This window comes from Leeia aquatica (genome assembly GCF_012641365.1).
Lineage (GTDB): Bacteria > Pseudomonadota > Gammaproteobacteria > Burkholderiales > Leeiaceae > Leeia > Leeia aquatica.
In genome coordinates this window covers 1-26038 of sequence record NZ_JABAIM010000004.1, presented here as the reverse complement: position 1 = coordinate 26038, position 26038 = coordinate 1, and the positions used below count along the sequence as shown (strand labels likewise).

Annotated in this window: 26 protein-coding genes; 24 read left to right on the top strand and 2 right to left on the bottom strand. The window is 59.5% G+C overall.

Annotated elements, in window-relative coordinates; translation table 11 throughout:
- The first annotated feature begins 101 nt into the window (after positions 1-101).
- From HF682_RS14900 to HF682_RS14815, 18 genes are all read left to right on the top strand, one after another.
- Positions 102-527 carry a PTS sugar transporter subunit IIA gene (locus HF682_RS14900; RefSeq protein ID WP_168878130.1) on the top strand — a complete coding sequence of 142 codons (426 nt, stop codon included), beginning with the start codon at positions 102-104 and terminating at the stop codon, positions 525-527.
- Complete coding sequence (locus HF682_RS14895) at positions 520-789, top strand: HPr family phosphocarrier protein (protein ID WP_168878129.1); 270 nt, start codon at positions 520-522, stop codon at positions 787-789. The genes HF682_RS14900 and HF682_RS14895 overlap by 8 nt, the downstream gene beginning before the upstream one ends.
- A 78-nt stretch (positions 790-867) precedes the next feature.
- A complete protein-coding gene (gene ptsP / locus HF682_RS14890; RefSeq protein ID WP_168878128.1) occupies positions 868-2598 on the top strand; it encodes a phosphoenolpyruvate--protein phosphotransferase in 1731 nt (576 codons plus the stop codon).
- Entirely contained in the window at positions 2591-3709 is a 1119-nt protein-coding gene (rfaQ, locus tag HF682_RS14885; protein WP_168878127.1) for a putative lipopolysaccharide heptosyltransferase III, read from the top strand. Before ptsP ends, rfaQ begins: the two co-directional genes overlap by 8 nt.
- Positions 3710-3711: 2 nt before the next feature.
- Complete coding sequence (locus HF682_RS14880; RefSeq protein WP_168878126.1) at positions 3712-4839, top strand: glycosyltransferase family 4 protein; 1128 nt, start codon at positions 3712-3714, stop codon at positions 4837-4839.
- A 37-nt stretch (positions 4840-4876) separates the two neighbouring features.
- Positions 4877-6709: a lipid A export permease/ATP-binding protein MsbA gene (gene msbA / locus HF682_RS14875; RefSeq protein ID WP_168878125.1), complete on the top strand. Its 1833-nt coding sequence runs from the start codon at positions 4877-4879 to the stop codon at positions 6707-6709.
- On the top strand, positions 6699-7703 hold the full coding sequence (locus HF682_RS14870) for a glycosyltransferase family 9 protein (protein WP_168878124.1): 1005 nt from the start codon (positions 6699-6701) through the stop codon (positions 7701-7703). Before msbA ends, HF682_RS14870 begins: the two co-directional genes overlap by 11 nt.
- Positions 7700-8818, top strand: coding sequence for a glycosyltransferase family 4 protein (locus HF682_RS14865; protein WP_168878123.1), 1119 nt, complete (start codon positions 7700-7702; stop codon positions 8816-8818). Before HF682_RS14870 ends, HF682_RS14865 begins: the two co-directional genes overlap by 4 nt.
- Position 8819: 1 nt before the next feature.
- Positions 8820-10664: an asparagine synthase (glutamine-hydrolyzing) gene (gene asnB, locus HF682_RS14860; RefSeq protein ID WP_168878122.1), complete on the top strand. Its 1845-nt coding sequence runs from the start codon at positions 8820-8822 to the stop codon at positions 10662-10664.
- Positions 10651-11655, top strand: a complete 1005-nt coding sequence (locus HF682_RS14855) for a glycosyltransferase (protein ID WP_168878121.1) — start codon at positions 10651-10653, stop codon at positions 11653-11655. Before asnB ends, HF682_RS14855 begins: the two co-directional genes overlap by 14 nt.
- A complete protein-coding gene (locus HF682_RS14850) occupies positions 11652-12827 on the top strand; it encodes a glycosyltransferase (RefSeq protein ID WP_168878120.1) in 1176 nt (391 codons plus the stop codon). Before HF682_RS14855 ends, HF682_RS14850 begins: the two co-directional genes overlap by 4 nt.
- A complete protein-coding gene (locus HF682_RS14845) occupies positions 12814-14139 on the top strand; it encodes an O-antigen ligase family protein (RefSeq protein WP_168878119.1) in 1326 nt (441 codons plus the stop codon). The genes HF682_RS14850 and HF682_RS14845 overlap by 14 nt, the downstream gene beginning before the upstream one ends.
- 17 nt (positions 14140-14156) lie before the next feature.
- A complete protein-coding gene (locus HF682_RS14840) occupies positions 14157-15287 on the top strand; it encodes a glycosyltransferase family 4 protein (protein ID WP_168878118.1) in 1131 nt (376 codons plus the stop codon).
- 4 nt (positions 15288-15291) lie between these two features.
- A complete protein-coding gene (locus tag HF682_RS14835; protein WP_168878117.1) occupies positions 15292-16356 on the top strand; it encodes a glycosyltransferase family 9 protein in 1065 nt (354 codons plus the stop codon).
- A 189-nt stretch (positions 16357-16545) separates the two neighbouring features.
- Positions 16546-18222, top strand: coding sequence for an AMP-binding protein (locus tag HF682_RS14830; protein ID WP_168878116.1), 1677 nt, complete (start codon positions 16546-16548; stop codon positions 18220-18222).
- 77 nt (positions 18223-18299) lie between these two features.
- Positions 18300-18578: a peptidylprolyl isomerase gene (locus HF682_RS14825; RefSeq protein ID WP_168878115.1), complete on the top strand. Its 279-nt coding sequence runs from the start codon at positions 18300-18302 to the stop codon at positions 18576-18578.
- 130 nt (positions 18579-18708) lie between these two features.
- Complete coding sequence (locus tag HF682_RS14820) at positions 18709-19110, top strand: thioredoxin family protein (RefSeq protein WP_168878114.1); 402 nt, start codon at positions 18709-18711, stop codon at positions 19108-19110.
- Between the two features lie 16 nt (positions 19111-19126).
- Positions 19127-19843: a cytochrome c biogenesis CcdA family protein gene (locus HF682_RS14815; RefSeq protein ID WP_205882113.1), complete on the top strand. Its 717-nt coding sequence runs from the start codon at positions 19127-19129 to the stop codon at positions 19841-19843.
- A gap of 14 nt (positions 19844-19857) precedes the next feature.
- Here the strand turns inward: HF682_RS14815 and HF682_RS14810 are convergent, their stop codons facing one another.
- The gene (locus HF682_RS14810) at positions 19858-20355 is read right to left on the bottom strand and encodes a hypothetical protein (RefSeq protein WP_168878112.1); all 498 of its coding nucleotides are present in this window, start codon (positions 20353-20355) and stop codon (positions 19858-19860) included.
- Between the two features lie 42 nt (positions 20356-20397).
- Entirely contained in the window at positions 20398-21021 is a 624-nt protein-coding gene (locus tag HF682_RS14805) for a phosphatase PAP2 family protein (RefSeq protein WP_168878111.1), read from the bottom strand.
- 134 nt (positions 21022-21155) lie between these two features.
- Here HF682_RS14805 and HF682_RS14800 point away from each other — a divergent pair, with 134 nt between their 5' ends.
- The 6 genes from HF682_RS14800 to HF682_RS14775 all read left to right on the top strand — a co-directional run bounded on the left by HF682_RS14800 (position 21156) and on the right by HF682_RS14775 (position 25815).
- Positions 21156-21911, top strand: a complete 756-nt coding sequence (locus HF682_RS14800; protein ID WP_168878110.1) for a TOMM precursor leader peptide-binding protein — start codon at positions 21156-21158, stop codon at positions 21909-21911.
- Between the two features lie 18 nt (positions 21912-21929).
- Complete coding sequence (locus tag HF682_RS14795) at positions 21930-22385, top strand: hypothetical protein (protein ID WP_168878109.1); 456 nt, start codon at positions 21930-21932, stop codon at positions 22383-22385.
- A 267-nt stretch (positions 22386-22652) separates the two neighbouring features.
- The gene (locus HF682_RS14790; RefSeq protein ID WP_168878108.1) at positions 22653-22943 is read left to right on the top strand and encodes a hypothetical protein; all 291 of its coding nucleotides are present in this window, start codon (positions 22653-22655) and stop codon (positions 22941-22943) included.
- Between the two features lie 19 nt (positions 22944-22962).
- Positions 22963-24246: a YcaO-like family protein gene (locus HF682_RS14785; protein WP_168878107.1), complete on the top strand. Its 1284-nt coding sequence runs from the start codon at positions 22963-22965 to the stop codon at positions 24244-24246.
- Positions 24247-24264: 18 nt separating this feature from the next.
- Entirely contained in the window at positions 24265-24999 is a 735-nt protein-coding gene (locus tag HF682_RS14780) for a SagB/ThcOx family dehydrogenase (protein WP_168878106.1), read from the top strand.
- 111 nt (positions 25000-25110) lie between these two features.
- Complete coding sequence (locus HF682_RS14775; protein ID WP_168878105.1) at positions 25111-25815, top strand: glutathione S-transferase N-terminal domain-containing protein; 705 nt, start codon at positions 25111-25113, stop codon at positions 25813-25815.
- The last annotated feature ends 223 nt before the right edge of the window (positions 25816-26038 follow it).

Here is a 26038-nt window from a genome sequence, read left to right as displayed (position 1 = left end):
GCATGACCGCGCTGACTGGCTTTCCGTGCCGATCCGCGTTATCTTGCTGATATAGGGGAACTGGAGGCCGTTGTCTGCAGTCGCAGCAACGGACAGACATCATGGTGGCATTTTTACTGATTACCCACGGCAGCCTGGGCAAAAGCCTGCAGGAGTGCGCCGAGCATGTCATGGGTGGACCGCTTGAACGCTTTTCCGTGCTCTCGGTAGACCGGAGCGCTGATCCCGAAATCATGCGCGAGCAAGCGGCCCAGCAGATTGCAGCCCTGGCCAGCGAAGATGGCGTGCTGGTGCTGTCCGACATCTATGGGGCCACACCCTGTAATATCGCCACCCGTTTGCCTGGGGCAAGGGTGGCGCTGGTATCCGGAGTCAGTCTGCCCATGCTGATACGTGCCCTCACCTATCGCAAGCTGAGCCTGACTGAAGTGGTGGCCAAGGCGGTGAGCGGGGGGCGCGATGGCATTGTGGTGGTGGAAGCCGCGCCGGAAACCGCAGACTGTAAGGACGAGGCAGCACATGCGTGAGCAGGAAGTGGAAATCATCAACAAACTGGGGCTGCATGCTCGTGCCAGCAGCAAGCTGACGCAGCTGGCCACCGGTTTCAAGAGCGAGATCTGGTTGTCGCGCAACGGCAAGCGGGTGAACGCCAAATCCATCATGGGCGTGATGATGCTGGCGGCGGCCAAGGGGAGCCGGGTGGGCATCGAAGCCTCGGGTGAGGACGAAGAACAGGCGCTGGCTGCGCTGGTGGCGCTGGTGGGCGACCGCTTTGGCGAGGCCGAATAGACAGGAGGTGCCCGGCGAACGGGTACGGCATGGTAGCTGGCCGGATTGTCAGGGTCAGCGACATGGAGGGAGAGGGCAATGAGCATCACCTTGCGCGGGATTGGTTGCGCTGGCGGCATTGCGATTGGCCATGTGCACCTGGTCTCGGAGACCACGGTCGACGTGGTGCATCTGGTGCTGCCGGAAGAGGACATTCCGGCTGAGCTGGCCCGCTTTGACGCTGCCATTCGCGAAACCCGCAAGCAGCTGGAAATGCTGTGGGGTTCGATACCGGATAATGCCCCGGCGGAGCTGGGTTCCTTTCTCAGCCTGCACATCATGATCCTCAATGACGCGGCCTTGTCGCGTGACCCCAGGCAGCTGATCGAAGAGCAACATTGCAACGCCGAATGGGCGCTGATGCAGCAGCTGGAAATCCTGCTGGCCCAGTTCGACGAAATCGAAGAAGACTACCTGCGCGAGCGGCGCGCGGATGTCATCCAGGTGGCGGACCGTGTGCTGAAGGTGTTGGCAGGGCACCCGGTATCGCACGCTCACGGCCAGCTGGCGACCGATCGTGACACCATTCTGGTGGCGCATGACCTCAGCCCTGCCGACATGGTGCAGTACAAGGATATCGAGTTCGCCGCTTTTGTGACCGATGCCGGCGGTGCCACCTCACACACCGCCATTCTGGCGCGCAGCCTGGGCATCCCCGCTGTGGTCGCCATGCATAATGCCCGCGAGCTGATGAAGGAAGGCGAGCTGGTGGTGGTGGACGGCAGCGCCGGCACCGTCATCATCGAGCCGGATGCCGATGAGCTGGCGCATTATCAAAAGTTGCTGCAGCAATGGCAGCGACAGCAGAAACAGCTGGCCGGTACCAAATCGGCCGAGGCCATCACCGCCTGCGGTGTGCCGATCGAACTGCAAGGCAATATTGAATTGCCGCAGGATGTGCCGGACATGCAGGACTTCGGCGCCCGCTCGGTAGGGCTGTTCCGTAGTGAGTTCCTGTTCCTCGCCAGCGAGGAATTGCCCACGGAAGACGAACAGTTCGAAGCCTACAGAGAGGTAGCCGTGGCCCTGAACGGGCAGCCGGTGACCATCCGCACGCTGGACATCGGCACCGACAAGTTGCCCAAATGGTTTGAGCGTAGTGGCGGACTGAACCCGGCCATGGGCCTGTGCGGGGTGCGTTTGTCACTGGCGCAGCCGCATTTGTTCCAGACCCAGCTGCGCGCACTGTTGCGGGCTTCGGCCTTTGGCTGCATCCAGATCATGTTTCCCTTGCTCTCCAGCGTGGCCCAGGTGCGGCAGTGCCTGCAGCATGTGACGCTGGCCAAGCAATCGCTGCGCGATGAAGGCATTGCCTTTGACGAGCAGGTCAAGATGGGGGGGATGGTGGAGATTCCGGCGGCGGCGCTGAATGTGGCCGGTTTCCTCGGCTTGCTGGATTTTGTTTCGGTGGGCACCAATGATCTGGTGCAGTACACCCTGGGGGTGGACCGGGGCGACGATTCGGTGGCGCACCTGTATAATCCGGCCCACCCTGCGGTGTTGCAGCTGCTGTCCCATACCATCCGTACCGCCAATGCCTTGGGCAAGCCGGTGTCGGTCTGTGGCGAGATGGCGGGCGACCCGCGCTTTACCCGCCTGCTGCTGGGGTTTGGATTGCGGCGCTTTTCCATGCACCCGGCCAGCCTGCTGGCGGTGAAGCAGGTGGTGCGGCAGTCCTCATTGGCAGAGCTGACCGCGCAGACCGATGCCATCCTGGCCTGCACGGATGAAGAGCAGGTGACGCCCTTGCTGGAACAACTGAATGCCTGAACTACATACGGTGGCGACCCCGTTTCGGGTCGCCCCGGCGGACGCGGTGGATTTTTCTACCCTCCGGCGTGTACTGCTCGTCAAGCTGCGTCACCATGGTGACGTGCTGCTGGCCAGCCCGGTACCGCAAGTCCTGAAGAACCACTTCCCACAGCTGGAAATCGACGCACTGGTCTATGCCGATACCGCGCCCATGCTGCAGGATCATCCGGCACTTTCACAGCTGCACCTGATCGAGCGGCAGGGCAAGCGGCAAGGGCTGCTGCGCTGGCTGCGGCAAGAGTGGCAATTGTGGCGCACCCTGCGCAGCCGCCAGTATGACCTGCTGATCCACCTGACGGATGGGCGACGTGGCGCCTGGCTGGCGCGCTGGCTGGGCGCACGCTACAGCGTGGCACAGCGTACCGGCAAGCGGGGCTGGAAGAAGGCGTTTACCCATCTGTTCACCACGGCACGAAAGGGCAACAGCCGCCATACTGTCGAATACCACCTGGACGCCTTGCGGCGGCTGGGCCTGTACCCTGATGAGCAGGAGCGCAAGCTGGTGCTGCAACCCGGCACCGCAGCCACTGCTCGTGTTGGTGAAGTCCTGCACGGGCTGGGCCTGAGCCCCAAAGGCTTTCTGCACATCCACCCGCCCTCGCGCTGGCTGTTCAAATGCTGGAGTGTGGAGCAGATGGCGGCACTGATCGACCGTCTGACAGCCGAGGGCTGGCCGGTGGTACTGACCGGCGCCCCCAATGATGCCGAACGGGCGTTGAATGCGGCCATCCAGCAGCGGCTGTCACGCCCGGTGCATGACCTGACGGGCCAACTCAGCCTGCGCGAGCTGGCAGCACTGACCGCTGGGGCGCGCCTGTTCATCGGCGTGGACTCTGCGCCCATGCACATGGCCGCCGCCATGGCCACCCCCACCGTGGCATTGTTTGGCCCCAGTGGCGATATCGAATGGGCCCCGTGGCAAGTGCCCGCTCGCGTGCTGGTATCCCACCACGCCTGCCGCCCCTGTGGTCACGACGGCTGCGGCGGCGGCAAACGCAGTGAATGCCTCACCGCACTGTCCGTCGAACAGGTGCATCAGGCCGTGCAGTCCCTGCTGGCGATGGAGTGAAGATGAAGATTGCCTTGATTCGGCAAAAATTTAATGCGGCCGGAGGCGCGGAGCGGTTCGTGAGCCGAGCTATTGAGGCCTTGAGTCTGCATGGGGCAAAAATTACGCTGCTGACACGGAAGTGGCGTGAAGATGGGCGGTTTGTACCCATAGTGCTGACTCCCTTTTATCTGGGCAGCACTTGGCGGGACTGGAGCTTTGCGCGAGCTGTACAGAGAACACTGCGCAATGAAACGTTTGACCTCGTGCAGTCTCATGAGCGCATTCCCGGAGTCATGGTGTATCGGGCGGGTGATGGAGTCCATCGTGAATGGTTGAAACAACGTAGTAGGGTCAGCCACCCACTTCGTCGGTTCATGACCTGGCTGAGCCCATATCACCGGTATGTCTGTCGGGCTGAGCGGCAGATGTTTCTGCACCCGAATCTGCAAGCCGTGATCTGCATCTCCGAGATGGTCAAATCAGAGCTCAAACACTACTTTGGTTTGCCAGATGAGCTGTTGCCCGTCATTTATCTAGGGGTCGATGTTTCCTACTTCCATCCAGATGGCCGAGCGCAATGGCGGTATGCGCTTAGGCAGCAACATGGTGTCGGTGAGTCAGAGCGCATTCTGTTGTTTGTGGGCTCGGGCTTTGAGCGGAAAGGCTTGGCAACAGTGATCCAGGCAATGGTGAGTTTGCCTCAGCACCACCTCTGGATTGTAGGGCGCGACAAGCATCAGGCACGACTTGCCAGTCTGGCTCGGCGTCTTGGTGTGGAGGGGCGTGTTCGCTTCATGGGGACAACCGAGGATGTGCGCCCGTACTATGCTGCAGCCGACTTTTTTACCATGCCGGCACTGTATGAGCCCTTTGGCAATGTGAATATGGAGGCCATGGCATGTGGTTTGCCGGTGGTGACCAGCTTTAAGGCTGGCGCGGCTGAACTCGTGATGCGCCATCAATGCGGCATAGCCATTGACGCGCTGGATCACCAAGCCTTGGTCCACTGGCTTCAGCGACAGGACAGTGAGAGTGTGGCTGCGATGGGCGTTGCGGCCCGGAAGTGTGCAGAAGCGTACGAAATTCATGCCATGGCTAACGAAATGACGCAGCTTTACCAGCGGCTATTGTCTGTGAAAAAGCCCTAACTGCGGTAGAATGGGCGATTGCCCGTTTGTCCTGCCCATGACCGTTACCAACCGACCCTCCCTGAGTAGCCGAGCGCTGTATCTACGGATATTGCGGCAGTTACGCCCCTACTGGAAGGTGATTGTCTTGGCATTTCTGGCGACTCAACTGGCCGCGATGACCGAGCCAATGTTCGCCTGGTTGATGGGCCCGCTGATCAACCTGAATTTCAGCAGCCAGGCGGCGCAACATGTGCCTGCATTCTTGCAGCCGCTGGCGGACTGGTTACCACACTCTCCTGCTGGCCAAGGTGTGAGCCCTTGGCTGGTCCCCTCTTTGATTGTCGCACTGTTTCTGTTTCGGGCGGCAACGACCTTTTTTAGTGAATGGGCGGCGGCTTGGTTGTCTAACCAGCTGGTGCTGGATTTGCGCCAGAAAATGTACGAACGCCTGCTGGCGTTGCCGGTCAGTTATTACGATACCCATCCTGCAGGGTTGATTCTGTCACGGATCGCCAATGATGTTGGCGCAGTCACGCAAGCGGGGATCAGCGTGCTGACAGTGTTGCTCAAGGATACTCTGACCATTATTGGGCAGTTGGCGCTCATGCTGTACATCGATTGGCGTTTGACCCTGATTTGCCTGATCTTGCTGCCACTGGCGGGTTTCAGCATTCGTAAGGTGGGTCAGCGATTGCGAGGGTTGAACCGCCAGCAGCAGCAGGCCTTTGGCGACATGATGCAGGTGATGGAAGAGGGCGTGCATGGTCAGAAAGTGATCAAGGTCTTTGGTGGGCAGCGGTATGAGGCGCTCCGCTTTTTTGGCCGTGCCAACCGTGTTCGCCAACTGGCCGTCAAGCAGACCGTCGCCAGCTCTGGGAACTCAGCACTGGTACAGCTGCTGCTTTCCATCGCCCTGGCTGTGGTTGTGTATTACGCCGGCTTGCGCTCCGCTGCTGGGAGCATGACAGCGGGCGACTTTATGTCGTTTATTACAGCCATGCTGATGCTGTCCCAGCCCGTGCAACGTTTGTCACGCACCAATGAGTCGCTACAGAAAGGCTTGGCCGCGGCAGAGAGTGTGTTTGGCCTGATTGATGAACCGGTTGAAGTTGATGTCGGGCAGCAGTCTCTGGTGCACGCTGGCGGCCAGCTGCAATTTCGGCAGGTCTGCTTTCGATACCCTCACGCTGATCGTGATAGCCTGGATGCCATTAGCTTGACGGTGAACGCTGGTGAAACGGTTGCCTTGGTCGGGGGATCTGGGAGCGGTAAAACGACATTGGCCAGTCTGTTGCCGCGCTTTCATGATGCCGGGGCCGGTGATATTTTACTGGATGGCATACCGCTGGCCCATTTGCCGCTGGCGACGTTAAGGCAGCAGATTGCTTTGGTTTCCCAGGATGTATCCCTGTTTAACGATACGGTAGCCGCCAATATTGCGTATGGTTGTCCTGATGCATCCGAGCAGCGTATCCGCGAAGCGGCTGAGGCCGCCAATGCTCTGGAGTTTATTGAGCAACTCCCCCTGGGTATGCAGACCATCATTGGCGATCGGGGGAATCGCTTGTCGGGTGGGCAGAAGCAACGGCTGGCGATTGCACGAGCCTTGCTGAAGGACGCGCCGATCCTGATTCTGGATGAAGCGACGTCCGCACTGGACAGTGAGTCCGAGCGGAAAGTGCAATCGGCACTGGAACGTTTGATGCAGCACAGGACCACCCTGGTCATTGCCCATCGACTGTCAACCATTGAGGCAGCAGACCGCATTGTGGTGATGCAGCAGGGGCGTATTGTCGAGGTGGGGCCACATATGGCGCTGCTGCAGCGTGGTGGCGCTTATGCGGCATTGTGGCGTGCGCAGTTTCAGGAGGGGCATCATGCGACTTGATCCCCACGCCAAGGTACTGGTCATCAATGTATGCCGGATTGGTGATACGGTGCTCGCGACACCCGCCTTGCAGGCTTTGCGCCGGGCATTGCCACACGGGCACTTAACGGTTCTGGGGCACCCAAAGCGGGTGGCGGTATTGCAGAACCTCCCCTTCATTGATCAGCTTGGTGCCATTACACCCAGCCGTGCACGCTGGTTGGGACATTTTCCAGGCCAGCGCTATGATGTGGCGCTGGTTTATGGTGGCGATGCCCCTCTATTGAAGTTTGCCCGCAGGGTGGCGCGCTATACCGTCGGTTTTGAGCAAGAAGACCACCGCCATCACCGATGGCTGGATCAGGTAGTGTCTGTGCCTGGTGCAGACACTCCAGCGGTGAAGCAGGCCTTGGCGCTGCCGGCTGCACTGGGTGTCCAGACGGAACGGTTGCGCACCCGTTATGAAGTCCTTCCGGCAGAGGCCCGGCGAGCTGAGCGCTGGGTACTGCGCCACCGATTGCAGAATCGACCTTTGATTGGGCTGCAGGTAGCGAGTTTCCCCACCAAACCCTACCGTGATTGGCCGCTGCACCGTTTTACCGAGTTGATGGACTGGCTACTGGAGGATGATCCCCGGCGTCATTTCATCGTGCTGGGGGATGCATTGTCGACGCCGCGCGCACGCGAATTGAAGCAACACTTCCCTGAGCACGTGACCATTGCTACCGGGGCGTTCAATCTGCGCGATAATGCCGCACTGATGCAGCAATTGTCGCTCTACATCGGCGTAGATACGGGTCCTACGCACTTGGCAGCCGCGCTGGGGTTACCGATGGTTGCGCTATACCACTGTCTGCACCCTTCCCGTATCTATGGTCCCATGCAGCACCCTCTAGCGAGAACAATTGACCATCCGGCACCTCATGGGCGTTGCAGGGTGGATACCGATATGTCAGAAATCATGGTAGCGCCTGTTTATCAAGCCGCCACAGAGTTGTTGAGAGTGATGCAGTGAGTTCGCGACGTTTACATATTGTGCATACCGAAGCCTCATGTGGCTGGGGTGGTCAAGAGATTCGTATCCTGACCGAAGCCGCCGGGCTGATCGAACGAGGCCATCGGGTGGAGTTGCTGTGCCCGCAGGAGGCAACCATTTACCAGGCTGCTGCGGGGTATGGTGTCCCGGTGACCGCGCTGCCTATTGGTCGCAAGAACCTGCGCGGCTTGTGGGCGATGCGTCAATGGTTGCGCCAACACGGCCATCGAGTGGATGTCCTCAATACGCATAGCTCTACGGATTCTTGGCTGGTTGCATTAGCCAATTGCACGCTGTCACACCCGGCCCCAGTGGTGCGTACCCGGCATGTCTCTTCGCCGATCAACACCAAGCGCAGTACTTTCTGGCTTTATCAGTCGGCAGTGCAGCATTTGGTGGTGACCGGTCAGCCCTTGTTGGAACAGTTGGTCCAGCAGAACGGTTTTGCAGCGGAAAGCATGACATCGATTCCGACCGGGATTGATCTGTCACGTTTTACCCCCGGCGTCAAAGCGGAAGCACGTGAGGTACTGGGGATACCGGAAGGCCGGTGGTTGGGTATTTTGGCAACCCTGCGTGACTGGAAGGGGCATGAGTACCTGTTTGAGGCTTTGGCGCAGTTGCAATCCTCTTTTCCGGAGCTGCGGTTACTGGTGATCGGAGATGGGCCGTACCGGGATCGACTGGATGCACGCCTTGAGCGCATGGCTTTGGGGGACCGGGTCTGGTTTGTGGGGCAGCAAGCCAATCCTGAGCGTTGGTTGCAGGCTTTGGACTTGTTCGTCTTGCCGTCGTATGGGGACGAGGGTGTTTCCCAGGCGGTCATGCAGGCCATGGCATGCCGATTACCGGTGATCACCACCCCGATTGGCGGTATGGCCGATGCCGTGCAACACGAGCACAACGGCATCATGGTTCCCCCCAAGAACAGCGAGGCGCTGGCTGGGGCAATCCGCGACTTGTTGTTGCACCCGGAGCGCTGCGAGCAACTGGCGACACAGGCGCATCAGGATGCGCAGGCACGTTTTGGACGAGATGTGATGCTGAACCGGATGGAAGCCGTTTTTCAGCGTTTCGCTCGTAAGGTGGGTTGAGATGTGCGGGATTGCAGGTTTCTTTGGGCAACGTCGCATCACGCCAGAAGTGATCGAGGCGATGCTGTCTGCGCTAGGCCGGAGGGGGCCAGATGCCAGACACCATGTCGGTTGGCTCCGTGACGGGCAAATCGCCCATGAAGGCATGCAGCATGCTTTGTTGCACACTCGGCTGTCTATCCGTGATCCCCGGCCTGAGGCTGATCAGCCCATGGTCAGTCACGATCAACAGGTGTGGGTGTGTTACAACGGCGAAGTATATGGTTGGGAAGAAGATGCCCAAGCATTACAGGCGCAAGGAATGCCTTTCCGGACAACGTCTGATACGGAGTACATCCTCAATGCGTACTTGGCGTACGGGTTTGAGGGCATGTTATCGCGCTTGCGAGGCATGTTTGCACTGACCATCGTGGATTGGCGCCATGGACGTGTCTGGCTGGCGCGAGACAGGATGGGTCTGAAACCGCTGCTGTATTACCATCAGGATGGTGAGCTGGCCTTCGGTTCAATGGTCCGCGCCGTATTGCCATACCTGCCCTTATCCCGGCGTGTCCTGTCCAGCACCGGCATCGATGCGTACCTGGCCCATCGCTATATTCCGGCCCCTCACACCATTTACCGCGACATCCAACGGCTGGAGAATGGGTGTTACCTCCAGTACGAGCTTCAAACAGGAAGTCTGCAAAAGCATGTGTATTGGCAGCCCGAGCCGGAATCAGGCTCTTTGTTCGAAGAGCTGGATGTGGCTATTCGATTGCGAACGGCATCTGATCGGCCAGTGGGCCTTTTCCTGTCCAGTGGTATAGACTCTTCTGTGATTGCAGCACGCCTTGCTGCGCAGGGCTACCAGAATATTCAGACTTTTACAGCGGCCTTTCCCGGGTCTTCGCTGGACGAAAGTGCCTTGGCAGGGCAAATAGCCCAGACCTTGGGCATGCAGAATCAGCGCATTGTGATCCCCAGCGGGATCAAGGACGACTTTGCTTCTATTGTGGCAGATCTGGATGAGCCATTTGCTGATCCTTCCTGCATCCCTACATGGTATCTCTCACGGGAGACCAGCCAGCACGTGAAAGTGGTCCTGGGTGGGGATGGTGGGGATGAGCTATTTGCGGGATATAAACGCTATCGCAAGCATCTGCAAAGCGCCTGGCGTCGGCATTTTGTTTTGCCATGGCTTAGTCCACAGTCTGGCATGGCAAGACGAGGCTGGGTCAAGTGGCGTCAGGAGCTCTCACAAGACTGGTTAAGCGCGTATTCCCTGCGGTTTTCCGGTTTTTCGCCAATGCAGCGGCGTAGTTTGCAGTCTGGATACGATATTGCCGACCACCACTGGCGAATGCCTGCAAACATGCCAGCGTCACCACTGATGCAACTGTTGGCACTGGATCAATGTAACTATCTTCCGGAGTATATCTTGCGGAAGGCAGACCTGATGCCGATGGCCCATGGGCTGGAGGCTCGTTGTCCACTACTGGACCACAAAGTGGTCAGCCGTGTTTTGGCGCTGCCTCCTGCACAGCGGTTTACACACCCTGCCAAACTTGCTTTGGCGCCAGCCATGGGCACGCTGGAGTCACTCAGGCTGTTTGAGCAGAAGAAGCGCGGATTTAACCCACCGTTGGCACATTGGCTGCAGCATGATTTGCGGTCGCGAGCACAGGGCTTGCCTGGGCGTTTGGCCGAGCAGACAGGAGGGCAATTGTCTGTAGAGGCGACGCAAGCGGTTGTAACGGCCAGCGAGCATGATGCAGGCTGGCATGAAAACCTGTTGCAGTTAATGGTCCTGGAAGAAAGCCTCCGTCAACTGGCTGATTTGCAAAGGGGGCCACATGTCAATGCCTGACTTGTCTATCGTCATGCCGGCCTATAATGTGGCCGCCTATATTGACGAAAGCTTGCGGAGCATCCTGTCAGACACCGAGCTGTCTTGCGAGGTTCTGGTGATCGATGATGGTTCTACGGATGATACAGCCCGCATCGTGCAAGATTGGATGCAGCGCGACGCACGTATCCGCTTGGTGCAGCAGTCCAATAAGGGGCATTTTGCCGCCCGGAACCATGCGCTTTCCCTGATTCAAGGGCGTTTCCTGGCGTTTGTGGACCCAGATGATTATCTGGTAGCGGGAGAGATGGCACCCCTGCTACAAAAAATGGTTCAGGATCAGCTGGATGTGCTGGGCTTCAATGGCTGTTACTTGCAAGAAGGCGTAGCACCTGCCCCCATCTTTGTGGGCATGTCTGCCGATCAAGTGCAGGCGGGGGGCGATTGGTTGATTGCGGCGATCCATAGCCGGCGGTTCAAGCATTACATGTGGCTATATATTTATCGGGTTGAGTTTTTGCGGGAGCAGGGTATCCGGTTTGTTGAGGAGCGAGCGCGACAGGATATCGTATGGACTACCCAAGTGTTGTCGGCTGCAAAGCGATTCTGCCATATCGATCAGCAAATTTATGTGTATCGGCTGCATGCCCAGTCCATCTCCAAAGTAAAAACTCCGGCCCATAGGGCTATGCTGGCGCGATGCTATATGCGGGTCGTGGAAGAGCTGCATCAGCATCTATTGGCGAATATGGCCTCTACTGCATTATGTGACGCCCTGCGCTGGCAGTTGGCAAATGAAGGCTTGGGGATCTATCACGAGATTCACTACTTGCCCAAATTGTGGCAGCGGTGTGTGTTATATCGAGAACTCCGCCGTCGGAAGATTGATCGTCTGATTCAGCAGCATGCAGTGACAGGCAGGCAGCGCTGGCGTGCACGAAAGCGAGGGTTGCGCGCGATGTTGGCGAGCTGGCTGCCAGTACCTGCGCTAGGCCAACAACAATGGCAATGAAACCCTTGCCTGCACTGGATGGGTGCCATCAAGTTAACCTGAGTACCGAATTTGGTGGTGGGGAGGTGTATACACGCAGTTGTGTTGAAGCCCTCGCTCAGCTAGGCATCAAGACCCGCCTCTACATACATCCCCAAGCTACGTTTTGGCGTTCTCTGATCGGTGACATGGCTGAGTGCGTTCCGATCCCAGAGTTGGGGGAGTTGACTGCAGCATTGCCCGCGGAGGGTGCCTGGGTGTTGTGCCATGGTGCGTTACCGATCGAGGTGACACTCAGACTGGGTCAGCGTCATTACATGACGGCGATCTCCCATATGCCCAGGTACCTCCGAGACTCGTCTGCTTATCGCGTATATGACACAGTTTTTGGGGTCTCGCGTTACGTGGTGGATGGTTTGCAGGCTGCATCGGTACCCGTTTACCCTGAGCCATTGCTGGGTGTGGCCGCCCCTGCCGCCGGGCGTAGCGCCAGCCTGGCACCGATTCGGCAAAGAAGTCGCTACCAGTGGGATCAGCGCAAGGGGCGTGATCGAATGCTTGGGTGGCTTGCCCGTCTGCGCCCTAACTGGGGGGAAGCCCCTGTCTATGAGAAGCGACCGGGTTTGACCTTGGGGATTGTGTCGCGTATTACGACCATCAAGCAATTTCCACAGTTGTTTGCGGCGATAGTGCCTGCCTTGCTGGCTCGTCCCGAGGTTAATATTGAAATTTTTGGCTCAGGTGGCTATGCCTCGGTACGTGATTTGCAGCGAGTACTGCGGCCACTTGGGACGCGTGTTCGTTGGTGGGGGCATCAGTCTGATGTGGTCCGCGTGTATCAGGGACTGGACTATCTGATGTCGGGCCTGCCGGAAAAAGAAGCCCTCGGCTTAAACCTGATCGAGGCTCAGGCCATGGGGGTGCCGGTATTGGCGGTACAAGCCCCACCGTTCACCGAAACCGTTATTCATGGTGAAACGGGCTGGTTATACACCGACCCCAGGATTGATGGGGGCGCCTCTTTTGGTGCCATGCTGGATGCCTTGAGATCTCAACAGTGGCCGCACCTGCAGCCGGAAAAGTCATCACAGTTTGCGGTCTTCACCATGGCAGCATTTGTGGAGCGTTGGCGGGGGGTTTTGCAGCACTTGCCCGCATGGGTGATGCATAAGGAGTGTCATGTTGTTGACTGAGCGTGCCCGATATTGGGGAATACTGCTGGGTGTAACCATCCTGTTATTGGTCTGGTATCTGCCCGGGACGGTCGCCTTGCGTAACCTGACCATTGCAGTGCTGTTGCTGTTGTCCCTGCCCTCGTGGCGGGATATCCCCTGGAAAGGCCTTCGGCCTGCATGGGGGCTGCTGATGGCGTTGAGTGTATGGATGCTGGTTCAGTGGCTGGGTTGGGCATTTCAGCCAGAGATCGTGATCAGGGAGCTGAAGGGCGAGTGGCTCAAAGCACTGTTGACAGCGCTGCTGGGCTTATTACTGGCCAGCGTGAAGCGGAAGGATGGTCAGGCCATGGTGTCCCCGCGAATGATCTTTCTCATCGGCCTCAGTCTGCCGGCAGCATTCGCGATCAGCTCATTGTGGCTCTATTGGCTATATGAGCGCTGGCTGGTGTACCCCCTATGGATTTCCCATCGCACAGGCGTCAGCTTCTGGACCAATATTCAGCTGGGCTTATTGATGGCAGATACTTTGGCGCAGCTGTCTGGACGGCCTTCTGCATTACGTTTGCCGGTCTGGGCGCGGGTATCCGCATTTGGACTGCTGCTGTTAACTTCGTATGTAACCGTGACGCGTAATGGTCATGTGGCGACCTTGCTCATCTGTCTGGTTGGGTTGGTCATCGGCGTCTGGCAATCTACCAAAGGCATTCGGCGACTGGGCATGTTCATGGCAGGAGGCATTGCGCTGGCAGGGCTTGCGTGGAATATGTTTCATGCAGACACACGCTGGTTAAAGTTCGTGGACACCTTGCCGGTGGCATGGGATACAGAGCATCACAAGGCCTGGATCGATGGGGTCCGTTATCCATACCCGCTCTTGCCCGGCAGCAATCAGATCATTGAGCCTTCGGCATATGAGCGTCTGGCGTGGGCAAAAGAAGCGGCGATTAGCGTCGCCCGGTTTCCTATGGGCGTCGGTTATGACCGGAACGCATTCCGTCGTGCTTTGCATGTCCGTTTCCCGAATGAGCCCCGCCTGCCTGGGCATAGCCATAGCGGGATGATGGATATGGCTATCGGCGCAGGGATACCCGGGCTGCTGCTTTGGCTGGCTTGGGGGACATGCATGATTGCATATGGACTGCGACTGTATTTACGAGAGCGGCAGTCGGCAGGTTTGATGCTTGCATTCGTGGTGAGTGGATTTTTTGCACGATCGGTGCTGGATAGCAATGTTCGGGACCACATGCTTGAGCATTTCATGTTCCTCAGTGCGTACCTGCTGGCATGGGCATATGCTGCCAGGTCGACAGCATCCGGGGGGAAACTGTGACAGCCAAGCCGCTGCTCATGCAGTATGTACCCCATGGTGCCATTCCGGACACACGGGGTTTTGCACCGGCCATCGTGGCGCAGGAACTGGCCTTGCATTTGCCTGGCTATAAGCATGTGCTGGTGAGTGCCCGCGAAGGACTGCAGGCGCGAGCATCATGGAATCAGTGGCCGGTGTATCGTTTTGAGTCGTCACGGTTATATACCCGCGTATTCTGGAAATGGTTTCGTTTTAATCCCTGGCCACTTGAGCGTCGATTGGCGGCAATTGCGCGTAAGGTCAGGCCGGACATTCTGCATGTCCATCAGCTTGAATTCGATGTGGCGAGCTTCAGGAAATGGCTCGGATGGAATTTACCGTGCGTTGTGCACGCGCATGTTCGGACGCAACGGCCGCAGGCGATACCAGCAAACGCATATATCGCCGTATCGGGCTATGTTCGAAAAGAACTGGTAGACAAAGGTTTTGACCCACATCTGGTACACGTCATTCACAATGGCGTCAATCCTGAGGTATTTCACGCCGCTGACGTGCCACAGAAGATGGCGCTTCGGCTGGCATTAGGTTTGCCGGTCGACCGTCCGATTATTTTTTTCTTCGGGCGCAAGCAGCATGTCAAGGGTTACGACATTTGCCTGAATGTCATCGAGCAGCTGAGTGCGGAGGAGTACAGGCCACTCATGGTGACGATTGGGCCACTTCCGCCAGGTACGGAACGAGAGCTTGGCTATGCCGAGCGCCAGCTGCAATGTGACCGCTTGATTCAATGTGGAGCATTATTAGACTTGCCGGCCAGGCCCCACGCTGAACTGGCGCAGTATCTGGCCGCAGCAGATATGGTCTTGCTGCCAACCCGGCATGAGCCGCAAGGTATGGTGGTACTTGAAGCCATGGCGATGGGGTGTGCCGTATTGGCGGGCGCAACAGGGGGGGTCCTGGAGTCCATTACCGATGATGTCAATGGTGGCCTGCTGTCAGCGGATGCTCCGCTTGAGCACTGGGTTTCGGCAGTGCGTTACTGGCTGCAAAACCCGGCCCACAGGCAGCGATTAGGTGCAGCTGCAGCTCAGACCGTGAAACAGCAGTTTGAGTGGCAACATGCTGCGGACAAGCTGGATCGGCTTTATCAAACTTTGTTGAAATGTTAGCTCCATGCAGATTGACCCTGTTATTCAGTCCATACTGGTCATTCGACGCGACAATATTGGCGACCTGGTATGTACCACTCCGTTGATTGCGGCGCTTAGAAAGCACTTCCCTGTGGCACGAATTGATGCACTGGTAAATAGCTATAACTTGCCTGTACTTGCCGAAAATCCTTATCTGGACCACGTGTTTGCCTATACCAAGGCCAAGCACAGGCAACCGGGTGAGTCTGTGGTGGGCGTGTATTGGCGCCGCTGGCGCATGATGCAGTCACTAAGAAAAACGAGCTATGACCTGGCTATTATTGCTAGTACCCGTCAGACAGCACGGCCTTTGGCTCTGGCCCGGCAAGTCAAGGCCAAACATATTCTGGGCTTCACTGAGGAGGGTAAACCCGGGCAACAGCACATTGCACTTCAGGTGCCCTATGTGCAGCGGGCAGGCTTGCACTTAGTTGAAGAGTTAGCGGAATTACTGATTCCACTAGGGATTACTGGGGCCATCCCAGCGTTAACGGTTTGTGCAACAGAGGCAGCGCATCAGCAAGCCCAATCCCGCCTCGCCACCCTGCCGCCTGCGCCATTGACCCTGGCGATCCACATCTCGTCGCGTAAGCCGCCACAGCGTTGGCCCGCAGTGCAGTTTATTGAATTGATGCGTGGCTTGCATGCGCGCCATCAGGTGCGTTTTATGTTGTTCTGGTCGCCGGGTGATGAGCACAATCCGCACCATCCGGGAGATGACCGCAAAGCGGCGGAGATCATGGCGGCGGTGGCGGATCTGCCGGTGCTGGCCTATCCCACCGAGGCCTTGTCCGAGTTGATTGGTGGTTTGTCGGTGTGTGATGCCATGATCTGCAGTGATGGCGGGGCCATGCATGTCGGGGCGGGGCTGGGCAAGCCAATCGTGTGCTTCTTTGGCAATTCGGATGCCACGGTCTGGCGGCCGTGGGGTGTGCCTTACCGCTTGCTGCAAAAGCCATCGCGCGATGTGAAGGATATTGCGGCAGATGAGGCGCTGGCGGCCTTCACCGAACTCCTGCCTGAGATCAAAAGGGGTTCGATGTTGTGATGTGAACGTCTTTTCACGAAACGGCTTTTCCATTACAGTGCAGCCAAGCACAATGCTGGTGCATGCTTGTCGCCAAAGGGGTCTGCTCCCATAATGAACTAGCGTGCAACAGTGGGGTGTGTACAGGATAACGTGTGGTAGCGACCGGGACAGGTCTGCACCGCCTCAAAGAGAAGACGGAGAGCACTCGTGGAAAAAGTCTGGCTGCAGCACTATCCGGCGGGCATTCCCGCTGAAATCGACATGGGCGAGTTCAGCTCGCTGGCCGACCTGTTTGAGCAGTCGGTCAAGAAATACAGCAGTCGCCCCGCATTTCACAATATGGGCAAAAGTCTGACCTATGCGGAGCTGGATGAGCTCTCCGCCCGCTTTGCTTCCTACCTGCAGAACGAGCTGGGCTTGCAAAAGGGTGATCGCGTCGCGGTGATGATGCCCAATGTGCTGCAGTACCCGATTGCCATGTACGGCATCCTGCGTGCCGGCCTGACGGTGGTCAACGTCAACCCCTTGTATACCCCGCGCGAGCTGGAACATCAGCTGAACGACTCGGGTGCACACACCATCGTCATTGTGGAAAACTTCTGCAAGACCTTGCAGACGGTGATCAAGACCACCCCCGTCAAGCACGTGATTGTCACTGCACTGGGCGATATGCTGCCGGCCCCCAAGTCCTGGCTGGTCAATTTCGTGGTCCGCCACATCAAGAAGCTGGTGCCGGAGTGGCACATCCATAACATGGTGGATTTCCGCAATGCGCTCAAGTTAGGTGCGCGCAAGCCATACCGCCCGGCCGAATTGGGCCATGAAGACATTGCCTACCTGCAATATACCGGCGGTACCACAGGCGTCTCCAAAGGCGCGGTGCTGACCCACGGCAATATCGTGGCCAACCTGCAGCAGGCCAGTGCCTGGCTGGCGCCGTTTGCCAACCCGGACGGTGAGATCATCATTACCGCCCTGCCGCTGTACCATATCTTCTCCTTGACCGCCAATTGCCTGACCTTCTGCAAATTGGGCGGTTGCAATGTGCTGATTACCAATCCCCGCGACATGCCGGGCTTCATCAAGGAGCTGAAAAAGCACAAGTTCACCGCCATGTCTGGCGTCAACACCCTGTTCAACGGCTTGCTCAATCGGCCTGAGTTCAAGGAAGTGGATTTCAGCAAGCTCAAAATCACGCTGGGTGGTGGCATGGCCACTCAGCGCGCCGTTGCTGAACGCTGGAAAGCGGTGACCGGCTGCTCACTGATCGAAGCCTATGGGCTGACCGAAACCTCGCCCGCCGCGGTGATCAACCCGCTGAATCTGGCAGAATACAACGGCTATATCGGTGTGCCGATCCCGTCTACCGACGTTGAATTGCGCGATGACAATGGCCAGCCGGTGGGTTTCGACACCCCGGGTGAACTGTGTATCAAGGGCCCGCAAGTGATGCGCGGCTACTGGAATCGACCGGAAGAAACCGCCAAGGTGCTGGATGAACGGGGCTATGTGGCGACCGGCGATGTGGCGGTGATGACGCCGGATGGCTTCCTGAAGATTGTGGACCGCAAGAAAGACATGATTCTGGTCTCCGGTTTCAATGTCTACCCGAACGAGATCGAAGATGTGCTGGCGCAGCATCCCGGCATTCTGGAGGTGGCCGCGATCGGGGCGCAGGATGAACACTCCGGCGAAGTGGTGATGGTCTGCATCGTCAAGAAAGACCCGAATCTGGATGAGGCCGAAGTGCTCAAGTTCGCTCACAAATACCTCACCGGCTACAAGATTCCCAAGCGGGTCCGCTTCCTCACCGAGCTGCCGAAAACCAATGTCGGCAAGATCCTGCGCCGAGAATTGCGTGAGCAGATGAAAAAGGCGGGCTGACCGCCCGGCGGCGGTGTCAGCACAGGGCCGTGGCAACAGGTATAATTACTTTTTTTTGATTGTTTCTGGAGTACAGCATGCCTCAAGCCACCGCCCGCCACATCTTGGTCAACAGCGAAGCCCAATGTCTGGAGCTCAAGGCTCAGATCGAAGGCGGCGCTGATTTCGCCGAGCTGGCCCGCCAGCACTCCAGCTGCCCGTCCGGCCGTCAGGGCGGCGATCTGGGCCGTTTTGGCCCGGGCATGATGGTGCCGGAATTTGACCGCGTGGTGTTCAGCGCCGATGTCGGTACCGTGCAGGGTCCGGTCAAGACCCAGTTCGGTTACCACCTGCTGGAAGTGACCAGCCGCAGCTAAGCGGGTAATCGGTGGGTCAAAAAGGCACCTTCGGGTGCCTTTTTTTATTGACGCGGATGGCTGCCGTGCAAGAAATGGGCGGGGACGCCGACCAAGGGTCAATATCCCTCTGTTTTCAGGAGCTGCACCCATGTTTCGAATCCCTTCCCTGACTGCTGTGCTGCTGACATTGCCGCTGTGGCTGATGAGCCAGATGGCCCATGCGCTGGAGATCAAACCCTACAGTGCCGCTACACTGCAAACGTTGCAGGCTGAAGGCAAGCCGGTGGCGGTCCATTTCCATGCCGACTGGTGCCCGACCTGTCGTGCGCAGTCGCTGTCCTTCCAGGCCATGAAGCAGGATACCCAGCTCAAGGACGTGACCTTGCTGGTGGCAAACTACGACACCGAAGCAGCGTTGAAGCAGCGTATGCAGATTCGGGCGCAATCCACGGTAGTGGTGTTCCGTGGCAAGCATGAAACAGCGCGCCAGGGCGGTTATACCGAGGTTGCGCCGTTGAAAACTGCACTGCTCACCGCTGTGGCACACTGAGATGGTGTGGCAGAGTATGGGACCATGGCTGCTGGCCATACTGGCAGGCGGGCTGTCCACCCTCAGCCCCTGTGTATTCCCGCTGCTGCCCCTGGTAGCGGGCGGCAGTCTGCAACGGCATCGCGCTGGCCCGCTGATGATGGGGCTGGGCATGGTGACCGCGTTTGCCGTACTCGGGCTACTGCTGGGTACAGCTGGGCCCTTGCTGGGGCTGAATGATGTCCGACTGCGCCAATTCGGTGGCGGGATACTGCTGCTGCTGGGGGCGGTGTTGTTGCTGCCGGGCTTGCGCGATGGTTTCAGCCGCTGGATCAGCCCATTGGCCAATGGTGCAAACCGGTGGTCAGCGCGCCTGGATACAGCTTCGTTGGCCGGGTATTTTGGTCTGGGTGCGGTACTGGGCCTGGTGTGGAGCCCCTGTTCCGGCCCGCTGCTGATTTCAGCGTTGACCCTGGTTGCCACCGAGGGCCATGCGCTGCAAGGCACCGTGACGCTGGCGGCCTTTGGCCTTGGCGCGGCGATTCCGCTGGTGCTGGCTGCTTACGCCTCACGCGCTGCATTCCTGCGGGTCAGGGAGCGCGTACTCAAACATGCCTACCGTCTGCAGCAGGGCTTTGGCCTGTTGTTGATGCTGCTGGGTGTCGCCATCTTGCTGGGTTGGGACAAGCGTGTAGAGGCCTTGTTGGTTGGGCTGATGCCGGACCAATGGGTGAGCCTGACCACCCGCTTTTGAATGGTCTCTCTGGGTCAGGCGGAGGCCAGTGCAGCCCACTGCGCCCAACCCCATTCCCGACCCGGCCAGGCGGGCTGGCGAAGTGGGAAATGCTGGTTTATCCAGTGCCGGGTGTGCTGGTAGATGGCCTCTTCCTGCGTCACAAAGTCATTGCTGACCCACAGATAACACAGCTCGCGGAAGCGTCCTCGCCGCGCATCTATTTCAAGGCGACTCTTGAACGGTTTGATATACGCGCAACCGGCGTAGTGCTCATCCTGCCAGATGCTGTAGGCAAAGTTCAGCCGGTTCAGGCTGTCCTGTTCATGGCGTTGCAGGTCCGCCAGATTATCCGCTTCGGTCAGGGTGGCGGGTGGCCAGTGATTGTCCGGACCGAAGACCCCGCGAATGCGCTCGGCTGCCGCCATCACCGCTTTATGGTCTGCCGTCACATCGGCAGGGCACAGCAGCCGGAACTGATAAGGGCCTTCCTGTCCGGTGCGCGGGGTGGAAAAGCGGTCGGGGAAGAGCATCTGAGGCCTTATCCGGGTCGAGAGAGGCGACGCTACACCAGTCTATTCACCCCGGACAGGAGGCCGGTAGGGAAACAGCGCCAAACCCAGGCCACCCACCGCCAATCCCGCCAACACATCCAGCAGCTGATGCTGCCGGGTCAGCAGGGTAGAGCACAGAATCAGCAGGGCCACGGTGTGCCAGACCAGCCGTCCACCCCACGGTAACTGCTGACGCAGCGGATGGTGCCACAGCACCGCCAGTACCGCGACATGCAGTGAGGGCAGCATATTGTAGGGGCGGTCAAACTGCTGCAGCTGGGTCAGCAGCAGACCCGCGAATCCCGTCGTGCTGGGACGGGGCAGGGCATGGGTGGTGGGATAGAGCCAGAACACCAGCAGACTTGCACCTTGCACCAGCAGCAGTTGCAGGCTGAAACGCTTCAGGCTGTGGCGGTCGGGATGCAGAAAGAAGCTGCACGGGTAGAGCAGGTTGATGCTCAGATAGGGGAAGATCATCCAGCCCCAGAACGGAATCAGCCGGTCCAGCGGGGTGGTCAGCACTGCCGCCTGCTGATGTGAGGCCCACTGGTTGGTCAGCGGGTAGCCGACAAAGAACAGGCCACCCAGCAGCAGCATGTGTAGCCAGGCAAGCATCACCAGTTTCATGTCATTGTGATGTTGCATCTCGGGGTGGGCTCAGGTAGCGTGTGGGCCAATGGCTGTAAAGTCACGCACAGGATGATATGCCCTTGCCCGCGGATGCACCAGATTTAGCCACACAGGATGGTTGGCAGCCTCACCCGGGCTGGACCGTCTTCATGCAGGACGACATGCTGTTCCTCTCCGGCGGTGCCGACGAGGTGTACGCGGTGGATGAAGCCACGCCTGCATCGGTTGCGCGCCAGATTGCTGATGCCTGGCAACAGAACACACTACACACCCTGCAGGATCAACCCGCCTGTCAGGCCGCGCTACGGCAGTTGCGCCGGGTGGGAGCCATTGTCTCCCCACGTACCGTGCAGCGCCCGCAGCGGGCGGCGTTATGCTGGATGGGGGAAGCTTGTGAGCCGCTGGTGGTGGCTTTGCAGCGTGATGGCGACAGTGGGCTGCAATGGGTGGCGGAACCGGATCAGGCCGATACCGTACTGCTGATCCGCAGCAACGCCAGCTGGATGGACTGCGTGACCCGCTACCCCGCATTGGCATTGCAACAGCCGCATCTGTGGGTGGATATCGCCTATCATCACACCCTGGTGATCGGGCCGTATGTGGTGCCGGGGGAAACCGCCTGTATTCATTGCTTGTCCAACCGGGTAGCACACCGCTGGGGCGATGTGCCCTTGCCCGCCTCACCCCAAGTGCAGCAGCAGTGGACCTTGCTGGCAGCCTTGATCCTTGCACCCTTGCGGTGTCAGGCGGGATGGACACAGTGGACGGAGCAAAGTGTGAGCATGGACCTCACCACCCTGCAGACCCAGCGCTCCACGGTGTACCGTCTGCCGTGGTGCCAGGTGTGTCATGGCGAGGTGGCTGCGCCACTGGCCGCTGCCTTGCCTTTGCCGTGGATCCCTTGAGAAACCGGGAATAAACCCATGTACCGATTACCCAGCCCCTTTCATCGCCAGGCTCGCGACAGTGCCCTCTCTGCAGCGGGGGGCGGCTCGACCACCACCACCTGCTGCTGCACGCTGGTGACTGCCGGGGTAACCTGCATTGCCACCTCGGTACACTTCGCCGGGCTGGCGCAAGCCCCGGCTGCCTCGGAAGGGGGAGCGGAACCCACGCCCGCAGCCCAGCCATCAGGGAAGGTCTGGCTGGCGATACTGGGTTTCTTTGCCTTGCCGCTGGTGGCGCTGGTGGCCGTGGCATTGGGTGAACGCAATCCGGTGTTGGGTCTGGTACTGGCAGTGGGCGGCTGGATCGGTCTGTTTGCGCTGGTTTACGATGCCAACAAGCGCCGGACACAAAAAGGCGTGGTGGTGGCCATCGTCAGTTTGCTGATCATGGCCGCAGTGGGTACGGTGGAGATCAGCATCTGGCTTCATTAGCGATGGTCGTGGTGACCTCTTTGGCAACACAACATGACATGCTTGGTGCGTCCTCTACGAGAAGCACACCGTGGCGCGCCTAACCTTGGCGGAATCCTGACGATGTACCGATTACCCAGCCCCTTTCACCGCCAGGCCCGCGACAACACCCTTTCTGCGGCAAGTGGCGGATGTACCACAACCACCTGTAGCTGTACTGTCGTCACAGCAGGCGCAGGCTGTATTGCGACCGCCGTTCATTTTGTCCGCCTCACTCAAGGGGGGCGGGTGCAGGATACCGCGTTTGAGCCAGGCAGCCCCAAAGCCTCTGTGGCACACAGGGTGGGGTTGGGGCTGCTGGGCTTCCTGGCTTTACCCGTACTGCTGGGTATTGCGCTATGGCTGAAGCAGGGGCTGCCTTCGGTCCTACTGTCTCTGGGTGGGTGGATTGCCCTGTTTGCCTGTGTGTATGCCACGCATAAACGTACGGTACTCAAGGGCATGCTGGTGGCCCTCCTTTGCGCCGCTGCCCTGTTTGCTGCAGGGATGGTAGAGCTCTGGCTCTGGTCGATTGCTTGATACACGCTAGCACGTATTGATGACTCCCGCCCCCACCCCGCTGTCTCGCCATCTGTTGCAGCGCTGTGTCCACCCGCATACTGGCGTGCTGCCCGCCTGCCACCTGCTGGAGTCACACGCCAGCGACTGGCCGGGCGTGTACAACGCTGCCGTGCCGGAAGAGCCACAGAACCCATGGCAAACCATCTCCGGCGCAGTGGGCTACGACGCGCAAACGGCCATGACCGCTGCCATTGCCGAGGCACTGGAACGCCATGCCGCCGCGCTGGTACGTTTGCCGGTGCGAACCCGTGCGTCACTGGGCGTGAGCGACCGCGTGCTGGATGAAAGCGCCTTTGCACCCTATAGCGAAGCGCAGCGGCAGCAGCCCGGCTTCCCCTGGCCGCTGCCGCGCAGCACGGATGACCTGTTTTGCAGCGTGTATGACCTTGCCGATAACCAGACGGTATGGCTACCACAGGAGTGGGTGGGGCTCGGGCCACGGCAAGGCGAGGCGCGCCTGCCTTCCACCTCCAGCGGCCTGGCCGCCTGTTCTGATGCCGCAGAAGGGCCATGGCTGGGGCTGCTGCGGGCTACGCAGGAAGTGCTGGAGCGTGATGCCCTCACCTGCACCTGGCTCAATGGCCTGGGGGGCAGGCAAATTCCCCTGCCGGAGTCGCTGCAGGCACAGGCTGACCAGCTGGGTGCCGATGTCGCTGCGTATGACCTGACCCAAGCCTGGAACCCGCACCCGGTGATTGCCGTCGCGGGCGGCTGGCCGATACAGGGCCGTCAGCGTTACGCCTTTGGCATTGCCTGCCGCCATACGCGGCAGGAAGCGCTGGACAAGGCCTGGCTGGAGTGGGCGCAGGGGCTGACCTTTGCCGCCCACATGCAGCGCCAGCACGGTAAGGCACCGCCACCGGAGCCGCACGCCCTGCGCCGCTTTGACCAGCACGCGGCCTTCTACACCTTGCGTCCTGAGCTGTGGCCGCGTACGGCGCTGGTGCGGCACCGGAGACTGGTGAGTGTCCCCTCCGAGAGGGATACGCCGCCTCCATTGTCCACGGTATCGGTGCTGCAGCAGTTACGAGTTCAGCTGGCGGCGGCGGGGATTGATCTGTATTACCGCGAGCTGACCACCCCGGATGTGGCGGCGACAGGTATTCGGGTGATGCGGGTACTGGCGCCGCAGCTGTCCGGGCTGCATGCAGACGAGCGCGCCCCTTTTCTGGGCGGTCGCTGCCGCGATGTGGCCTGGCGCTATCCCGGTGAGGTGAGCCACACCGCCTTTCCCAACCCCTTGCCCCACCCCTTGGGCTGAACGGTAGCTACCCCTGCCATGACCTATACTCCCGATTCCGCACCCCTGTTCCGCTTGTTCTGGGACAACAGCAGCCTGAGCCCGAGCCGGGCGCTGGTGCTGCGTGAACGTATCGCCATTGACGCGGCCCAAGCCTACCGCCCTTACCGCCCCATCCATGTGCAGGGCAGCCTGCCGCTACCCAAGGCCGCCTCCCGTCTGGAATCGGTCTGGTCACGTCGGCGCAGCCAGCGCCATTTCAAGGACAAATCCCTGAGTGCGCAGCAACTGTCCAGCCTGCTGCGGCCGTTTCGGGTCGGGCCGGATGGCCGCCATGCCTTGCCCTCCGGCGGTGGCAAATACCCGCTACAGCTGTATATGGCGCTGTTGAACGTCACACTGGCAGCCTCGCATACGGGGCAGCTGGCTTGGTACGACCCCGAGCAGCACGGGCTGGTGCCACTCGGTGCAGCGCCGGACTGGGTACAGCTTGCCCGCATCATTGGGGTGGACTGGGCACAGCCCCCAGCGGTGGTGTTCTTCCTGATCGCCCGTAGCGACAGCCTGACTGCCAAATACGGAGAGCGCGGCGGGCGCTTCATGCTGCTGGAAGCCGGCGCCCACATGCTGGCGCTGGACATGGAAGCCGCGTCACAAAAGCTGGGCGGAGTACCGATTGGTGCCTTCATGGACGAGAGCGTGCTGCAGCTGCTGAACCTGTCCGCCCGGCAGCATCAGGCGGTGCTGTGCTACGCTTGCGGCCACCCTCTGTAGCACTTCGGCAACCGTCCGGATCGGCCCTTGCATGAGCACACTATCCGCGTATGCTGTGGTCTGACCCCCATCACGCAGATAGTCCCTTTGCTTTCGCCTTCAGGAACCCCGATGCGCACACTGAATGATTTCCCCGTCACCCAGAAATGGCCCGCACAGCACCCGGATCGGTTGCAACTGTACTCCTTGCCCACCCCCAATGGTGTCAAAGTCTCCATCATGCTGGAGGAGACCGGGCTGCCCTACGAGCCGCACCTGGTCAGCTTCGACAGCAACGACCAGCTCTCGCCGGAATTCCTGTCACTCAACCCGAACAACAAGATTCCCGCCATCCTTGATCCGAACGGTCCCGGCGGCCAGCCGCTGGCCCTGTTCGAGTCCGGCGCCATCCTGCTTTATCTGGCCGACAAAACCGGCCAGCTCCTGCCGCAGGACGCCGCCGCCCGCTACCACACCACCCAATGGCTGATGTTCCAGATGGGCGGCATCGGCCCGATGTTTGGCCAGCTGGGCTTCTTTCACAAATTTGCCGGCAAAGACTACGAAGACAAGCGCCCGCGCGACCGCTACGTGGCAGAGTCCCGCCGCTTGCTCAAGGTGCTGGACGATCGCCTGCAAGACCGCAGCTGGATCATGGGCGAAGACTACACCATCGCCGACATCGCCATCTTCCCCTGGGTGAACAACCTCATTGGCTTCTACGGCGCAGGCGAGCTGGTCCACATCGACCAGTTCCCCCACCTCCTGCGCACACTGGACACCTTCCGCAACCGCCCCGCGGTACAGCGTGGGCTGACCATTCCGGCAAGAGTGTGAGACATGATGCTGGGCGCGAACTGTGCTGATCGGTCCGCACCTTCATGATCGCGTTAGGGGCAATGATGAGCATATGCGTGTTGACCATCTGGATGCGGCGTGTTGCATGTGAGCGGTGACATGGGCCCACATCTCGCCTACGTACGCCGCATGGCCCCATGCGATGCCTGCCCATTGGCGGGCAGCCGCTTGCCTGCGGCACCCTGTACCAAAGTGCAATGTT

Bases quoted from the DNA above. Each gene is read 5' to 3' on its own strand.
- HF682_RS14780 (WP_168878106.1), top strand. From the start codon at position 24,265: ATGACCTATACTCCCGATTCCGCACCCCTGTTCCGCTTGTTCTGGGAC.
- HF682_RS14900 (WP_168878130.1), top strand. From the start codon at position 102: ATGGTGGCATTTTTACTGATTACCCACGGCAGCCTGGGCAAAAGCCTG.
- HF682_RS14850 (WP_168878120.1), top strand. From the start codon at position 11,652: ATGAAACCCTTGCCTGCACTGGATGGGTGCCATCAAGTTAACCTGAGT.
- HF682_RS14785 (WP_168878107.1), top strand. From the start codon at position 22,963: ATGACTCCCGCCCCCACCCCGCTGTCTCGCCATCTGTTGCAGCGCTGT.
- HF682_RS14895 (WP_168878129.1), top strand. From the start codon at position 520: ATGCGTGAGCAGGAAGTGGAAATCATCAACAAACTGGGGCTGCATGCT.
- ptsP (WP_168878128.1), top strand. From the start codon at position 868: ATGAGCATCACCTTGCGCGGGATTGGTTGCGCTGGCGGCATTGCGATT.
- rfaQ (WP_168878127.1), top strand. From the start codon at position 2,591: ATGCCTGAACTACATACGGTGGCGACCCCGTTTCGGGTCGCCCCGGCG.
- HF682_RS14820 (WP_168878114.1), top strand. From the start codon at position 18,709: ATGTTTCGAATCCCTTCCCTGACTGCTGTGCTGCTGACATTGCCGCTG.
- HF682_RS14805 (WP_168878111.1), bottom strand. From the start codon at position 21,021: ATGCAACATCACAATGACATGAAACTGGTGATGCTTGCCTGGCTACAC.
- HF682_RS14795 (WP_168878109.1), top strand. From the start codon at position 21,930: ATGTACCGATTACCCAGCCCCTTTCATCGCCAGGCTCGCGACAGTGCC.
- HF682_RS14800 (WP_168878110.1), top strand. From the start codon at position 21,156: ATGCAGGACGACATGCTGTTCCTCTCCGGCGGTGCCGACGAGGTGTAC.
- HF682_RS14815 (WP_205882113.1), top strand. From the start codon at position 19,127: ATGGGACCATGGCTGCTGGCCATACTGGCAGGCGGGCTGTCCACCCTC.
- HF682_RS14855 (WP_168878121.1), top strand. From the start codon at position 10,651: ATGTCAATGCCTGACTTGTCTATCGTCATGCCGGCCTATAATGTGGCC.
- HF682_RS14880 (WP_168878126.1), top strand. From the start codon at position 3,712: ATGAAGATTGCCTTGATTCGGCAAAAATTTAATGCGGCCGGAGGCGCG.
- HF682_RS14775 (WP_168878105.1), top strand. From the start codon at position 25,111: ATGCGCACACTGAATGATTTCCCCGTCACCCAGAAATGGCCCGCACAG.
- HF682_RS14870 (WP_168878124.1), top strand. From the start codon at position 6,699: ATGCGACTTGATCCCCACGCCAAGGTACTGGTCATCAATGTATGCCGG.
- HF682_RS14845 (WP_168878119.1), top strand. From the start codon at position 12,814: ATGTTGTTGACTGAGCGTGCCCGATATTGGGGAATACTGCTGGGTGTA.
- HF682_RS14835 (WP_168878117.1), top strand. From the start codon at position 15,292: ATGCAGATTGACCCTGTTATTCAGTCCATACTGGTCATTCGACGCGAC.
- msbA (WP_168878125.1), top strand. From the start codon at position 4,877: ATGACCGTTACCAACCGACCCTCCCTGAGTAGCCGAGCGCTGTATCTA.
- HF682_RS14840 (WP_168878118.1), top strand. From the start codon at position 14,157: ATGCAGTATGTACCCCATGGTGCCATTCCGGACACACGGGGTTTTGCA.
- HF682_RS14810 (WP_168878112.1), bottom strand. From the start codon at position 20,355: ATGCTCTTCCCCGACCGCTTTTCCACCCCGCGCACCGGACAGGAAGGC.
- asnB (WP_168878122.1), top strand. From the start codon at position 8,820: ATGTGCGGGATTGCAGGTTTCTTTGGGCAACGTCGCATCACGCCAGAA.
- HF682_RS14825 (WP_168878115.1), top strand. From the start codon at position 18,300: ATGCCTCAAGCCACCGCCCGCCACATCTTGGTCAACAGCGAAGCCCAA.